We start from the raw sequence: 13,716 nt of genomic DNA on the forward strand, positions 1-13,716 counted from the left end.
TTTCATTTTTCATTTCCCCCTTATGCTTTTTGTTTTTCTTTTGCCAGTTCCTGTGCAATTCCGATGATCCAATCTTCTTGTCCACCAACAGCATTCATTTCTCCAACACGAACTAAAATATCACGTGCATCTACTCCGTATTCTTTACCTGCCCGCTCAGCGAACAAGAGGAAGCTCGAGTAAACGCCTGTGTATCCAAGCATCAAGCTCAAGCGGTCAATCTGCACCGGACGCGTCATCATCGGTTTCACAACATTTTCTGCTGCGTCCATTGTCTTGAACAAGTCCACGTTATGCGGAATGTCCATTTTGTTCATTACTGCTACAAGTTGTTCCAGTGCAGCGTTCCCCGCTCCAGCTCCCATACCAGCAAGACTCGCATCGATCCGGTCGACACCTTCTTGAAGAGCGACAATTGAGTTCGCAACGCCAAGAGACAAGTTGTTATGCGCATGGAATCCAATATCTGTAGAAAGATTCTCTCTGAACAATGAAACGCGACGTTTTACATCATCCATCGTCAAAGCACCTGCAGAGTCTACGACGTAAATCGTTCCTGCACCGTACGACTCCATTTTCTTCGCTTCTTCCAACAAGTTTTCAGGAGTGGTCCGATGAGACATCATCAAGAAGCCGACTGTATCCATTCCAAGCTCCACACCTGCTTTGATGTGTTGTTCTGAAACGTCCGCTTCCGTACAATGTGTTGCAACACGTACCACTTCCGCTCCAAGCTGCTGCGCATTTTTCAAGTGGTCGATCGTTCCGACACCCGGCAGCAACAAGACTGCAACTTTTGCGTTCTTCGCGTTCTCGACTGTCGTACGGATGATATCATCTTCCGTTTCTTTCGAGAATCCGAACTGGATTGAGCTTCCGCCAAGTCCATCTCCGTGTGTCGCTTCGATAATGTCGACTCCTGACTCGTCAAGCAGTCGTGTCAGCAATGCAATTTGCTCATTCGTGTACTGGTGAGAAATGGCGTGCATGCCATCACGTAATGTTACGTCGTTAATCAATACTTTTTTTGAAGTCATGCTTGTACCTCCTTAGCCATTGATCCTGCAATCAATTCAGCTGTACGAATGGCAGCCGATGTGATGATATCCAAATTCCCTGCATATTTAGGAAGAAAATCACCCATGCCTTCTACTTCGATTTGAACAGTTACTGTATCTTCCTTGAATACCGGCTCTGACTTGTAGCGGTAACCTGGTACGTATTGCTGAAGCTTCGCGATCATGTCATCGATTGAAGCTTTCACTTGCTCATGTATCTCTTCTGAATGCTCTTCGATTTTTACGAAGATTGTGTTACGCATCAAAATTGGCGGTTCTGCCGGGTTCAAGACAATCAATGTTTTCGACTCTGCAGCTCCACCGACTTCACGCAACGCTTTCGCTGTCGTCACTGTGAATTCGTCGATGTTTTGGCGAGTTCCTGGTCCAGCACTTTTACTTGAAATCGATGAAACGATCTCAGCGTAAGGCACTTTCACAATATCCGAGATCGCTTTAACGATCGGAACCGTTGCCTGGCCACCACATGTCACCATGTTGACGTTGTCCAAGCTCGTAATGTCTGCAGATTCCAAGTTAACTGCTGGAATGATGAACGGCCCTACTGCAGCTGGCGTTAAGTCGATTGCTTTTTTTCCGAGCTCTTTCAGGATCTTCGCGTTTTCCAAGTGGGCTTTCGCTGAAGTTGCTTCGAAGACGATATCCGCTTGCTCATGGATTTCCTTGAATCCTTCGATTCCGTTATAAACAGGAGTTAACCCATGCTCTTTCGCTAACGCCAATCCTTTGGAATTCGGATCGATACCGATCATAACCGTCGGCTCCAATGTTTCACTTCTCAATAACTTATACATAAGATCTGTTCCGATGTTTCCGGAACCGATAATCGCACATTTCACTTTTTGTTGTACCATAATCAATTTCTCCCCTCTTGCAGTTCCAGGACTGCTTTGCTGTAGTAGTCGGATGCACCAGTCAAGTGGCGTTCGAGAAGCTGTTGTGCCAGCTCGATGTCACCATCGAAGATTGCATCCACCACGACCTTATGTTCTGAAACGATATCTTTTTGCCTTCCGGCAGTGAATTCTGATGTGACTTCGATCAGTGTCTTAATGACGCCATTCATCGAAGACCATAAACTGATCAATGTTTTGTTTCCTGTCATCTTGACCAAACAACAGTGGAAACTCAAATCCGCATCAACGTTCAACCCTTTGCCTGCGACTGTTTCTTCCATCTTCTTCAAATCTTCATAGAGGAGCTGTTTTCCTTCTTCCAAGAGATCTGGTTCCAGCTGAGTCAAAGCGTAGGTCTCAAGCAGAATACGACTATCGTATAGATAACGAATATCCTTTTCGCCGAATGGTTGTACAATTGCGCGCCCATTAGCGGCTCTTTGCACGAGTCCTTCTCGTTCAAGCTGAGAAATTGCTTCTCTGATCGGACCACGGCTGATATTCAGTTCTTTAGAAAGGATGGATTCCTTAAGATGCTCCCCTTCTTCAAAACCTTGCAGTAAAAGCTTCTTCCTCAAATAATCCAAAACTTGGTCGCTTATCGGCCTTTTTTCTACCTCAAGCAAACAACCACCTCATAATATAGTTTTCTGAACTCTCGTTGTAAACTGTTAACAGATAACACTACAAGTAATGTAACCGCTTGCAGTCAGAATTGTCAATACTATTTTAAACATTAAATTTTTTTTAGTCTTATTTCTTTCTGAAGATATAGATTGAAAAAGAGGCGTGGTACAGATTTTACGACACGGAGCAAATGCCACCCTTTCCACCTCCTAATGACCTGTAATGGGGGCGTACGAGATTTTTTCTGAATCATATCACTTAATTTAGAGGAGATTTTGAATGGCTAGATTAGACAATAAAATAGCAATCGTAACAGGAAGTGGTTCGGGATCGGAGCGACAATCGCAAAACGCTTCGCGGAAGAAGGCGCGAAAGTTGTACTTGCGAACGCAGCACTTTACTTGGCGTCCGACGAAGCTGGGCGTGTGACTGGCACCGAGCTTGTCGTCGATGCGGGCATGTCGTTGTAAGCGGAAGTTTCCTCCTAATCATATGAATGCCCCAGCGGATTGATCTGCTGGGGGGTATTTGAGGTGCCAGACACAAAAGTGCCAGACACTTTTGTGTCTGGCACTTTTTCTGAACTTATCTCATCCCGATCGATGTGAGCAGGACGATCCAAAACGGTCTGATCGGACGGTTTTCTTTGTGGCGGAATTGCTGTTTCAAGTGGCGGGATTTGGCTTCTGAATGCAAGTCAGCGATTTTCTGTTTGACAACTGCATCATCTGTCCGGAACATACGATTTCCTCCCATTTACAGGGATAGCTCCCCGATATTTTGCATAGCGGCTGCTGGATTGACTTCTTCTGTCGTTTGTTCTTTCAGCTCTCCGCTATTCGCACGGATTTTCGCTTGCACAGCGCCGAATAATTTCGGCTCCATGACTTGGATTTCGCCCAGCAAATCAATAGAAGACAAGCTATTTTGGACCGTCTCTTCTGTCACATCCGAAGAGATTGTGAGAAGCCCGTTCACAATGAGTGTCAATGGTTCTGCGAACGACTCGAAGCGGCTCTTCGTCCATGTCTCATCCCCTTCGATCAGAACGAATCGATCATCAAATGACAACACTTCCGTTTCCAAACGGTCCAGCTTTTCATAGACAAGATCTTCGATTTCTTCATGGCAAACGATGAAGGATTTAGAATTGATTCGTGAAATCGCTGCGTCAAACGCTTCGCGCGACAAATCCTTTTCAAGAATGAGCGGTTTTTTTGTCAGCAGCTTCGCTTTCTTCAAGCTGCGGATCGAGCGCGAGTTGAGTTTCAAAGACTTACGTAACGGCAGATAGCCCGCCGGAATGACTTGAACGACGCCATTCGGTGCGCTGCTCATCTTTGCATGCAGCGATTCTTCCTGCTCTGCATGCACAGTCACCAAGCCGTTTACTTCGATATCGCTGATTTTTTGGTTGAACAGCTCCATATCCAAGTCTTGCGGTAACGTCAGAGTTCCGTTAACGACCAGATGCAGCGGTCCTTTCGCTGCGCGCAAATAGGAATTGCTCAGCTCGACAGCACCATTTTCAAAACGGGGCGGAGTGTCTTCATATGTGTGAACGGAGCGGCTGCCTTCCGAGAACAGCTGACTCACCATGCCCGTCAAATGTGCTGGCACATAAATCGTACCGTTGATGATGAAGTCCATGTTTTCCGTTTCCAACTGCTCAGCTGTCAGGTCGTTCGCCAGAATTACTGTGCCATTGACGACCATTTTCAACTGTTTCGTCAGCGAGCTAACATACGCCGCATCGATCGTCAGAATACCATTGAAATAACTGTAGCCGTCCGGCACTTCGATCGTCTTCCCGACGTTGCCGATATTCAGCGATGCGAGCAGCCCGCTTTGGCCTGTGCGGTATAAGACCACCCCGACATTGCCGATTTTTTCATATCCTTGTACGCTTTCTTCCGTTGCATTCAATAAATTCAAGACGCCTACGTTCCCGATTCGCTGTTTCATCAAAAATCCTCCTCCATCGCTTTTCTCAATTTTTTAATCGCAACATGCAATTTGTAGCGCACGGTCGCTGCCGGAATGTCCAGCTGCTCCCCGATTTCCTTGCTTGTCATGCCGAGCCAATAGCGTTTGAACACGAGGTCGCTCAAATCCGGGGACAAGTGGGATAATAAATCACTCATTTCCAACTGGCTCACAGCGTATTGCCGCTCGGGAAAATCCGTCTCCTCTTCCCAGATGGACAAACGCGCCTCTTTCCTGCGGTCATCAATCAAGCGGTTCTTCATGACTCGGAAGAACCAGGCCCGCTGCTTGTAAATCGGCAGCTCCAGCAGATTGTCCTCTCCCAGCGACTTTTCCAGTGCATCTTGCACAAGATCGTACGCTTCCTGCTCGTGCCGGGCGATGGAACGGGCAAAACGGATCAAGTCATCTTCGAGATTTTCATACATCAATTCCGCTCCCATTCCATCCCCCACTTTCTGTGTATTTCCTTATTCCCTAAGATAACGGATGAGAAGCGCGAAGTGTTTGAAAAAAAATGAGTGCCAGACACTTTGGTGTCTGGCACTCGCCTTTCTCTTACTGGACCGTATACCCGCCGTCCAGGACGACCGCTTGCCCTGTCATGCCTTTCGCCGATTCGCTGGCAATATAGAGCGTCAAGTCTGTGATTTCCTTGATGTCGAGCAAACGTTTTTGTGGAACGAGTGGATAAAGCACTTCTTCAAGTACTTGTTCCACTTCGATGTTGCGCGTTTTCGCCAGGTCTGCGAATTGATTGCGTACGAGCTGCGTGTCGACGTAGCCCGGGCAGATGGCGTTGACTGTAATGCCGTCTGCTGCTGTTTCCAGTGCTGCGACTTTCGTCAAGCCGATGACGCCGTGCTTGGCAGAGTTGTAAGCCGCTTTTCCTGCGAACCCGATGACGCCGTTGATCGATGCCATGTTGATGATGCGGCCAAATTTCTGCTTGCGCATGTGCGGCAATGCGTGCTTTGTCGCGATGAATGGTGCCGTCAGCATGATCTGGACGAGGAGTTCGAATTTTTCTGTCGGGAAATCTTCAAGTAGTGAAACGTGCTGCATGCCGGCATTATTGACGAGAAAGTCCAGCCGTCCATATTTTTCCACTGTGAACTCGATTGCGCTCTTGATGTCCGCTTCTTTCGTCACGTCACAGACGATGCCTGCAGCAATGCCCGGCAGTTTCGCTGCAGCCGCTTCTACTGTGTCTTGTACTAAGTCGGAGATGACCACTTTCGCGCCCGCCTCCGAAAACGCCTGTGCGATGTCGTAGCCGATGCCCCGTGCCGCTCCTGTAATGAATAATACTTTTCCTTCCATCTAAACCCCTCCTGATTAGATCGCGGTCCAGCCGCCGTCCACTTTGATCGTTTCGCCCGTGACGAAATTCGCTAAATCCGAAGCGAGGTACAACACCGCTCCCGACGTGTCTTTCGGCTGGGACAATCCGTCCAGCAAGATGCGGCTGTGGACTTCTTTTTCAAAGTCTTTATCTTCGAACATTTTCGCTGTGAATTCCGTTTCGATGAAGGTCGGTGCGACTGCATTGACCCGGATGCCTTCTTGCGCCCATTCAACGGCCAGTGCCTTCGTCAGCTGCACAAGGCCGCCTTTGCTCGAACAGTATGCCGCGCGCTTGATGAAGCCGACAAACGCCATTTGGGACGCGATGTTGATGATGCGCCCGCCCTTTTGCGCGAGCATATACTTCGCTGCAGCTTGGCTTGCGAAAAAGGCTGTCTTCAAGTTCAAATCAAGAACAGTATCCCAATCTTCCTCCGTTACTTCTATCGCAGGCTTCGCGATGTTCACGCCTGCGTTATTTACGAGCACATCGACTGTGCCAAACGTTTCTGCAGCGGTGTCGACGAGCCGTTTCACTTCTTCGATGTCGCTCAAATCTCCTGCAACTGCAATGCACCGTGGATTATGTGACTGTAATTCCGCCAGCGTCTCATCGAGTGCCGCCTGATTTCTCCCGGAAATGACGACATTGGCATTCAGCTTGGCGAATGTCAGCGCGATGTCTTTCCCAATTCCTTTACTGCCGCCCGTGACGATGATCGTCTTATCTGCAAGTTCCGTGAAATAATTGCTCATTTTCCCGCCTCCAAGTCCTGCTTCAGGAAATGAACGAGTGTCTGCTCCCGTTCCGCATTGATTTCCCGGGAAGTTTCCTCGTCCCACTCATAAAATCCTTCGCCTGCTTTGTCACCTAGCTTCTTCTCTTCCACGAGTCCTGTCAACACTTCGCCGGAGCTGTCCGCTTTCGACAAGTCTTCGAACAAATAATTCGAAATGGCCGAGAACACGTCCAGTCCGCCCATGTCCGCTGTCATAAGTGGCCCTGTGACAGGGAGCCTGTGCCCGATGCTGTATGTCACTGCTGCGTCGATGTCTTCTTTCGACGCTGCGCCTGAGTCAAGAAGTGCCTGCGCTTCACGGAACAACGCATACTGCAGACGGTTGCCGATGAATCCTGGCAATTCTTTGTTCAAGAGAATCGGTTTCTTGTTCATGACCTTCAACAGTTCCATAGCACGTTCTACAGTTGACTCATCCGTGTGCTGTCCTTTAACCACTTCCACAAGCGGAATAAGGTGTGCCGGGTTCCAGAAATGTGTCACGACGAAACGGTTCGGGTGTTTCAAGTGTTCTGCAAGCAGGCTCGGTTTGAAACCGGACGTGTTACTCGCGATGATGACGTCTTCCGCCACCAGTTCTTCAAGCTGTGCATACAGCTTATGTTTCAACTCGAGTACCTCAGGAATCACTTCAATGATGAACGTAGAATCTCCCACAACTTCTTGAAGAGATGTCGACAAGGAAATACGTCCGTTGATCGCTTCCGCTTCCTCTTTAGAGAACAACTCGTTGTCCGTCATGACCTGGAGCTTCTGGCCGAGGCCTTTCGCGGCAGTTTGCAGATCGGTCTCGCTGATGCCGTAAACTTTCACAGGCTGTCCTGCCCATGCTGCTGATAACGCGATTGAATGGCCCATCGTACCGCAGCCGAGAATCGAAATCTTTTCCATCCTGAACACTCCCCCAAATAATGATATGTATAACGAATGATACCCAACAAACCGGAATGCTTCCAGTCTGTTGGGTAGATGAATCTTATAGGCCTAGACCGAATGAAAAGAGAATGACTGCGACCACTGATCCTAGTAATGGAACGACGACGGTCATTGCACCGAATGCAGGGTAAGCATCTTTGTGCGTCTCACCAGCGATCGAGCGGATTGTTGTGACAACGTAACCGCCCTGCGGCAAGGAATCAAGAGAACCGGAAGAAATGGCAACCGTTCTGTGCAATGCCTCTGCGTTGACCCCCAAGTCGAGATAGTGCGGCGCAAGAAGTGGCAATGCGATTGCTTGTCCACCGGATGATGAACCAGTCAAACCAGCGATGATCGCAACCGCTAGTGCCCCACCGATCAGCGGGCTTCCTGGAATGTCTGTCATGACGCCGACTGCTGATTCGAATGCTGGAGTCGCTTTTACGACACCGCCGAAACCAACAACTGCAGCGGTATTCGCAATTGCGATGACCGCTCCCATTGCCCCTTCACTGAATGCTTCCCCGATGTTCCGGAAATACTTGCGGTTGATGATGTAAGTCGCAAGAATACCACCAGTCAAAGCAATGATCAGTGCAGATGTACCGAGTGAATCGTGGAAGAAGAACGAAATAAGCAAGACCACAAGAAGCGGGATCATGCTAAGTAGCGGATCCGGCAAATCTTTCCGCGCTTCCGCAGAAGGATCTGTTGCACGTTCAACAAAGTGCTCGCCTTTTGAAATGGCTTTGTTGATCATCTTCTTCAACCACCAGTAACCGAAAATCATCATGAATACTGCAACGAAAATACTAACTTCCCACCCTGCAAGTGGAGACGTTCCCAAGAATTCGATCGGAATCCAGTTCTGGATTTCAGGTGAACCAGCAGACGTCATCGTGAATGTCGTAGAACCGAACGCTAGTGTTGCTGGGATAAAGCGTCGTGGCAAGTTCGCTTGTTTGAACAAGCTAAGTGCCATTGGGTAAACCGAGAATGCTACAACAAACAAGCTCACGCCGCCGTATGTTAGGACCGCACAGGCGATGACAACAGCCAAAGCCGCACGTTTCATACCGATTTTGCTGACTATCCATTTCGACACACTGTCAGCCGCGCCGCTATCTTCCATGACTTTACCAAAAATGGCACCCGTCATGAACATTAGCCACCAAGAAGCGATGAAGCTCGTGAAGCCGCTCATATAGTTCGTTAAAAAGTTCTCTGCGCCTTCAGCAGCCAGCTGCGGAAATATCGGCAATCCGTTAAGGATCGCTACGCATAGCGCTGTAAGAGGGGCAGCAATCAGCAAGTTCATCCCTCTCATCGTCAAATAAATCAGCAGCGCCAGTCCGCCGATCAAACCAATCATACCTAACATAAAAAATTCCCCCAAACCCCTTTAAATAGTTACTGAATAGATAATTTCTTTCATGCAAAAAGGCGTGCCGAACGAGGCAGCCATCCTTTTAAGAACAGAAACTGCGGGAGTCACTCCCGCAGTCTGGACCAGCTCTTATTTTTTGCCGTAACGTCTTACACGCAGAAGTGCTTGTTCTGCGTGACCTGCAAAGTTTTCCAACTGGCACAGGCGTGCAGCGTATTCGCCGATGTACGCACTCGCTTCAGGAGTCGTCACTTTTTGGTATGTTACAGTTTTGATGAACTTGCCAACCCACAGACCACCAGTATAGCGTGCTGCGCCTTTTGTCGGCAATGTGTGGTTTGTCCCGATTACTTTGTCTCCGTAAGCTACGTTCGTTTCAGGACCCAAGAATAAGCAACCGTAATTCGTCATGTGCTCCAAGAAGTAGTTCGGGTCCTCCGTCAAGATTTCAACGTGCTCGAATGCAAGACGATCCGCTTCGATACGTGCTTCTTCGATGGAATCGACGATCAGGATCTGGCCGTAGTCATCCCAAGAAACGCGTGCGACGTCTGCAGTCGGCAATGTTTCCAGCTGACGTTCGATTTCTTTCACTGTTTCTTCAGCAAGCTGTTCAGAAGTCGTGATCAATGCACCTGGTGACGTCGGACCGTGTTCGCCTTGTCCAAGAAGGTCTGTCGCGATCATTTCTGCATCTGCCGTGTGGTCTGCAACAACAAGCGTTTCAGTCGGGCCAGCGAACAAGTCGATGCCGACTCTTCCGTAAAGCTGGCGCTTCGCTTCTGCTACGAATGCGTTACCAGGTCCGACGATCATGTCGACCGATTCGATTGTTTCCGTTCCGATTGCCATCGCCCCCATCGCCTGGATTCCGCCAAGCAAGTAGATCTCATCAGCTCCAGCTAAAGACATTGCAGCGATTGTTGCGTGTGGAATCTCACCGTTGATCGGTGGTGTACAAGCGATGACACGTTTCACGCCAGCGACTTTCGCCGTCATGACGCTCATGTGCGCAGATGCAACCATCGGGTAACGGCCGCCCGGTACGTAACAGCCGACGCTTTCGACCGGAATGTTCTTATGTCCAAGAATGACGCCTGGGATGTGCTCCACTTCCACATCGTTCAATGAAGCAAGCTGTGCTTCCGCGAATGCACGGATGTTTTTCTGAGCGAATTTGATGTCTTCGATCACTTCGCCCGGCACTTTGGAAACGATTTCATTTATTTGCGCTTCAGTCAGTCGGAACGATTCAGGTGCCCATTTATCGAATTTCTCCGAGAGTTCTCTGACCGCCGCGTCACCGCGTGTTTCAATATCTTTCAAGGCGCCCGCTACGATTTCCGACACTTTGGAATCATTCGCGCTCACTTCTTCCTGTGATTTCCCTGCTTTAAACACTTTCACCATAATTAATTCCTCCATTCTAAATGAATACGTATGCAAAAACGTTCTAGAGAAAGAATATGGCACATTATCAAAAAAGTCAACCATCTTTTCACGTGGTTCTCCGTTCAACAAGACTGCCGTCCACTTCGACTGCCTGTGCGAGCCCAGTATACGCCTCGATTTCCTTCAGTAAATAACCGACCGTCTCCGCAACCATTTTTTCAATCGGCTGTTCCCAAGTCGTCAAGCCATACGAAGACCAGCCGGCCATTTCAATGTTATCGAACCCGACCACTTTCGTCTCTGCCGGCACCGCAACCCCGTGCTTTGCAAGCGCATCGAGCACACCGAGCGCCATAATGTCATTGGCTACAAAGAACGCATCAGGCAACTGCTTCCCCTCCACGATCTGCACCGCCGTCTTATATCCACCTTCATATGTATAGTCCGACGCATACTTCCGGTAATCGACGTTCCGCTTATCAAGCACCTCGAAAAAGCCTTTCTGCCGCTCCCGACTTGTCGACGTATTGGCGTTCCCCGCGATATAAACCATATCCTCCGCGCCTTTATCGATCAAATACTCCGCAACTTTCCGGCTCGCCTCAAAGTTGTTGCAGCACACCGAATAAAATTCATCGGTATCCAATTTCCGGTTGAAAAAGACGACCGGAATTTGATTGACCCGGAACTCCTCCGCTACCTGCAAGCTCAGCTCCGCATCGGTAATGACCACGCCCGCTACGTTATAGTTCAGCAGCATCTCTACATCGTCCGTCTCGATTTCGTCATGGTTCGTATGCACGAACAGCACACTGTATCCCCATTTCTTAAAAGCCGTCGTAAACTGCTTCAGCACTTGCGGATAAAACGGGTTCTGCACGCCTTTCATCACCAGCCCGATGATCCTTGTCCGGTTCGTAATCAAGCTGCGTGCAAACTCATTCGGCCGGTACCCTAATTCTTCTGCGGCCGCCATTACTTTATTCCGCGTCTTCTCCGACACTTTCGCCCCGTCAAAAAACACTCTCGATACGGAAGACTGGGAAACGCCTGCCAATCTTGCCACATCTTTCGCCGTTACAGCAGCCTTCATCCTCCTCAGCCCCTTCCAAATTTCTCGACTTTCAGAATACACTATAATGGCGGTGTTGGCACGTGGAAATTTATTTTGGAATTTTGGAGGTGGAAAAAGAGTGTCAGACTTTAGCGTCTAACACTCATCCCCCTGTCATCCGAATGGCCTAAACGCCCACTGAAACTCGTCGAACGGCTCATCAATCAATTTCCGGTAAACAACTGGCAGCGCCGTTGCGGTGAAGTCGATGGATTTGCGTTTCCTCAATATGCTCGAGTAGGTCGTGTATTGATAACGATAGCGCAGCTCGAAGCTAAGTTCCGGGAACTCATCGAACATGGTCTCAAGAAGCGGCAGCGGCGGATCCCACGGCGTCATGAATGCATAGAAGATGCCTTCTTCCCGTTGTTCGACCATGCCGTGGGGTGCCGTGTTCCACTTCGTCCCCCAGTTCGTGAGCTCCCACGAGAAGTCATCTCTCTCCTCTTTGGGACTTGGCACCAACGCTTCGAACGATAATTTCACGAGCGTGCCATCCGCACCTCCCAAAATCTGATTCCACTTCTCCAAAGCCAGCTCATCCCCGCTGACAACCAGTAAATTCTCAACCCAATCTGCCATGATTCCCGCTCCTTTCATTCGAACACAAAAATATCTCCTAAAATTGAACACACTACATCAATTTCCCAAGAAAAAAGTGCATGAAAATGTGTGTCTAATATTTTAAGAGATAGCAAAGAGCTCCATATTTCACGTGCTAGTGAGTTTCATTATAGTGAAGTGGATTTGATTGTCAACAGAAGGTAATTTCCAGCGACGTCTAGAGTCTGAAATCTTATGAATACCGATTAAATCCTGTACAACGTCGGTTATCGCCCGTTTCCCACTGTATCCCCGGTTATTTGGAGCGGATGCCCGGTTATCTGCTTCGGTTCCCCGGTTATTCGACCTGGATGCCCGGTTAAAGCTTCCCGATACCCGGTTACCCGTCCCAGCTCTGCCTCTGAACCCCCAGCTACAGAAACAAAAAATGCCAGACACCCAAGTGTCTGGCGCAATCCCCTTCACAGCTTCATCAAAAGTTTCGCGATAAGCGCTGCGCGTTTCGGGAGTTCTGAGATATTGATTTGTTCGTTGCGCGCATGAATTCCGACGCCGGATACTCCGAGGCCATCGATTGTCGGAATGCCCATGGCAGCAGTCAGGTTGCCGTCGCTTACGCCACCGACTGCAGCTTCTTTCAGATCAAGACCAAGTTCCTGCCCGACTGCACGCGCCATTTCGAACAATTGGGCAGATGCTTCTGTCCGCTCCATCGGCGGACGTGAGATACCACCTTGTACTTTAAGTTCCGTACCTTCGAGAAGTGGCGTGAGACCATGGATCAACTGATTGATGCGTTCCTGTTCGGCATTCGTCGAGGCCCGAACGTCTACACCAATTTCTGCACGGTCCGAGACGACGTTCAGTTTCCCGCCACCCTGGAATAGCCCAACATTCAGCGTAGTGCCAAGCTCGTAGTTCGTTTGTGACTCCAGATATTCGGTCACACGTACCGCGGCCCGAATCGCACTCGCTCCTTCTTCATGGTTGTTCCCCGCATGCGCGGACTTCCCAGTGAACTCGATAGTGTAACGCGCCGAGCCTTTACGAGCCGTTTTCAGCGCCCCAGTCCCGACGACAGGAGGCTCCGTGACGAGTGCATAGCTGCAGCCTTCCGCTTCTCGTCGGATGACATGACGCGAAACGGGACTGCTCAATTCCTCTTCACTTGTAAACAAATACTTGATTTTCTTTTCCATCGGCAAGCCGAGCTCGCGAATGGCTTTCAATGCCCAGATTGCTTGAACGAGACCACCTTTCATATCGAGGATGCCTGGTCCGTAAGCAATATCGCCTTCTACACGATAAGTTAGCTCGCCCGGATCCCAAACCGTATCGAAATGGGAAAGAATTAATACACATTCTTCTCCTTCTCCCGACTCGAACTTCAAGTGGTCGCCGTAATCTTTCTCTGGAATCACTTCCGCCTGGTGACCAAGGTGACGTTCGAGCAATTCCTGGATACGCGCTCCACATTGATTGCTCAGCTCTTTGTTCAAAGATGGCGAATCGCTTTCGACAAGATAGCGAATATCTTCAAGCAATTCTTCGTGATGATCTTCCATATATTTCAGTACTGGATCCATTCGTTTCACTCCTGTTCTAC

The 13,716-nt window shown here is 49.1% G+C and carries 16 protein-coding genes; 2 read left to right on the forward strand and 14 right to left on the reverse strand.

What is annotated here, in order from left to right:
- Positions 1-20: 20 nt before the first annotated feature.
- The 3 genes from dmpG to GIW82_RS06335 are packed head-to-tail and all read right to left on the reverse strand — an operon-like array spanning position 21 to position 2,601.
- The gene (dmpG, locus tag GIW82_RS06325; RefSeq protein WP_154749014.1) at positions 21-1,037 is read right to left on the reverse strand and encodes a 4-hydroxy-2-oxovalerate aldolase; all 1,017 of its coding nucleotides are present in this window, start codon (positions 1,035-1,037) and stop codon (positions 21-23) included.
- Entirely contained in the window at positions 1,034-1,933 is a 900-nt protein-coding gene (locus GIW82_RS06330) for an acetaldehyde dehydrogenase (acetylating) (protein WP_154749015.1), read from the reverse strand. The genes dmpG and GIW82_RS06330 overlap by 4 nt, the downstream gene beginning before the upstream one ends.
- A gap of 2 nt (positions 1,934-1,935) precedes the next feature.
- The gene (locus GIW82_RS06335; RefSeq protein WP_154749016.1) at positions 1,936-2,601 is read right to left on the reverse strand and encodes a GntR family transcriptional regulator; all 666 of its coding nucleotides are present in this window, start codon (positions 2,599-2,601) and stop codon (positions 1,936-1,938) included.
- A gap of 280 nt (positions 2,602-2,881) precedes the next feature.
- Between GIW82_RS06335 and GIW82_RS14845 the strand changes: the two genes are divergently transcribed.
- Positions 2,882-3,031, forward strand: coding sequence for a hypothetical protein (locus GIW82_RS14845; RefSeq protein ID WP_230309200.1), 150 nt, complete (start codon positions 2,882-2,884; stop codon positions 3,029-3,031).
- Positions 3,004-3,072: a hypothetical protein gene (locus GIW82_RS06340; RefSeq protein WP_230309328.1), complete on the forward strand. Its 69-nt coding sequence runs from the start codon at positions 3,004-3,006 to the stop codon at positions 3,070-3,072. The genes GIW82_RS14845 and GIW82_RS06340 overlap by 28 nt, the downstream gene beginning before the upstream one ends.
- Before the next feature lie 115 nt (positions 3,073-3,187).
- Here the strand turns inward: GIW82_RS06340 and GIW82_RS06345 are convergent, their stop codons facing one another.
- The 11 genes from GIW82_RS06345 to GIW82_RS06395 all read right to left on the reverse strand — a co-directional run bounded on the left by GIW82_RS06345 (position 3,188) and on the right by GIW82_RS06395 (position 13,696).
- On the reverse strand, positions 3,188-3,343 hold the full coding sequence (locus GIW82_RS06345; protein WP_154749017.1) for a hypothetical protein: 156 nt from the start codon (positions 3,341-3,343) through the stop codon (positions 3,188-3,190).
- A gap of 15 nt (positions 3,344-3,358) precedes the next feature.
- On the reverse strand, positions 3,359-4,567 hold the full coding sequence (locus GIW82_RS06350) for a hypothetical protein (RefSeq protein WP_154749018.1): 1,209 nt from the start codon (positions 4,565-4,567) through the stop codon (positions 3,359-3,361).
- A complete protein-coding gene (locus GIW82_RS06355; RefSeq protein WP_154749019.1) occupies positions 4,567-5,031 on the reverse strand; it encodes an RNA polymerase sigma factor in 465 nt (154 codons plus the stop codon). The genes GIW82_RS06350 and GIW82_RS06355 overlap by 1 nt, the downstream gene beginning before the upstream one ends.
- A gap of 115 nt (positions 5,032-5,146) precedes the next feature.
- Positions 5,147-5,911 (reverse strand): 3-hydroxybutyrate dehydrogenase, encoded by a 765-nt coding sequence (locus GIW82_RS06360; RefSeq protein WP_154749020.1) that lies wholly within the window; start codon positions 5,909-5,911, stop codon positions 5,147-5,149.
- A gap of 15 nt (positions 5,912-5,926) precedes the next feature.
- Positions 5,927-6,691 carry an SDR family NAD(P)-dependent oxidoreductase gene (locus GIW82_RS06365; protein WP_154749021.1) on the reverse strand — a complete coding sequence of 255 codons (765 nt, stop codon included), beginning with the start codon at positions 6,689-6,691 and terminating at the stop codon, positions 5,927-5,929.
- A complete protein-coding gene (locus GIW82_RS06370; protein WP_154749022.1) occupies positions 6,688-7,626 on the reverse strand; it encodes a 3-hydroxyacyl-CoA dehydrogenase family protein in 939 nt (312 codons plus the stop codon). Before GIW82_RS06370 ends, GIW82_RS06365 begins: the two co-directional genes overlap by 4 nt.
- A gap of 85 nt (positions 7,627-7,711) precedes the next feature.
- A complete protein-coding gene (locus tag GIW82_RS06375) occupies positions 7,712-9,034 on the reverse strand; it encodes a GntP family permease (RefSeq protein WP_154749023.1) in 1,323 nt (440 codons plus the stop codon).
- A 135-nt stretch (positions 9,035-9,169) separates the two neighbouring features.
- On the reverse strand, positions 9,170-10,450 hold the full coding sequence (hisD, locus tag GIW82_RS06380; RefSeq protein ID WP_154749024.1) for a histidinol dehydrogenase: 1,281 nt from the start codon (positions 10,448-10,450) through the stop codon (positions 9,170-9,172).
- A gap of 88 nt (positions 10,451-10,538) precedes the next feature.
- Positions 10,539-11,525 carry a LacI family DNA-binding transcriptional regulator gene (locus GIW82_RS06385; protein ID WP_154749025.1) on the reverse strand — a complete coding sequence of 329 codons (987 nt, stop codon included), beginning with the start codon at positions 11,523-11,525 and terminating at the stop codon, positions 10,539-10,541.
- Positions 11,526-11,660: 135 nt separating this feature from the next.
- Positions 11,661-12,128 (reverse strand): hypothetical protein, encoded by a 468-nt coding sequence (locus tag GIW82_RS06390; protein WP_154749026.1) that lies wholly within the window; start codon positions 12,126-12,128, stop codon positions 11,661-11,663.
- Positions 12,129-12,571: 443 nt separating this feature from the next.
- Positions 12,572-13,696, reverse strand: a complete 1,125-nt coding sequence (locus GIW82_RS06395; protein WP_154749027.1) for a M20 family metallopeptidase — start codon at positions 13,694-13,696, stop codon at positions 12,572-12,574.
- Positions 13,697-13,716: the final 20 nt, after the last annotated feature.

It is taken from the genome of Planomicrobium sp. YIM 101495 (assembly GCF_009707665.1).
In the GTDB taxonomy this organism is placed as follows: Bacteria; Bacillota; Bacilli; order Bacillales_A; family Planococcaceae; genus Planococcus.

What these genes read in the sequence shown, in the direction of transcription:
- dmpG (WP_154749014.1), bottom strand. Translation starts at nt 1,037, where the DNA reads ATGACTTCAAAAAAAGTATTGATTAACGACGTAACATTACGTGATGGC.
- GIW82_RS06330 (WP_154749015.1), bottom strand. Translation starts at nt 1,933, where the DNA reads ATGGTACAACAAAAAGTGAAATGTGCGATTATCGGTTCCGGAAACATC.
- GIW82_RS14845 (WP_230309200.1), top strand. Translation starts at nt 2,882, where the DNA reads ATGGCTAGATTAGACAATAAAATAGCAATCGTAACAGGAAGTGGTTCG.
- GIW82_RS06345 (WP_154749017.1), bottom strand. Translation starts at nt 3,343, where the DNA reads ATGTTCCGGACAGATGATGCAGTTGTCAAACAGAAAATCGCTGACTTG.
- GIW82_RS06350 (WP_154749018.1), bottom strand. Translation starts at nt 4,567, where the DNA reads ATGAAACAGCGAATCGGGAACGTAGGCGTCTTGAATTTATTGAATGCA.
- GIW82_RS06355 (WP_154749019.1), bottom strand. Translation starts at nt 5,031, where the DNA reads ATGGGAGCGGAATTGATGTATGAAAATCTCGAAGATGACTTGATCCGT.
- GIW82_RS06360 (WP_154749020.1), bottom strand. Translation starts at nt 5,911, where the DNA reads ATGGAAGGAAAAGTATTATTCATTACAGGAGCGGCACGGGGCATCGGC.
- GIW82_RS06365 (WP_154749021.1), bottom strand. Translation starts at nt 6,691, where the DNA reads ATGAGCAATTATTTCACGGAACTTGCAGATAAGACGATCATCGTCACG.
- GIW82_RS06370 (WP_154749022.1), bottom strand. Translation starts at nt 7,626, where the DNA reads ATGGAAAAGATTTCGATTCTCGGCTGCGGTACGATGGGCCATTCAATC.
- GIW82_RS06375 (WP_154749023.1), bottom strand. Translation starts at nt 9,034, where the DNA reads ATGTTAGGTATGATTGGTTTGATCGGCGGACTGGCGCTGCTGATTTAT.
- hisD (WP_154749024.1), bottom strand. Translation starts at nt 10,450, where the DNA reads ATGGTGAAAGTGTTTAAAGCAGGGAAATCACAGGAAGAAGTGAGCGCG.
- GIW82_RS06385 (WP_154749025.1), bottom strand. Translation starts at nt 11,525, where the DNA reads ATGAAGGCTGCTGTAACGGCGAAAGATGTGGCAAGATTGGCAGGCGTT.
- GIW82_RS06390 (WP_154749026.1), bottom strand. Translation starts at nt 12,128, where the DNA reads ATGGCAGATTGGGTTGAGAATTTACTGGTTGTCAGCGGGGATGAGCTG.
- GIW82_RS06395 (WP_154749027.1), bottom strand. Translation starts at nt 13,696, where the DNA reads ATGGATCCAGTACTGAAATATATGGAAGATCATCACGAAGAATTGCTT.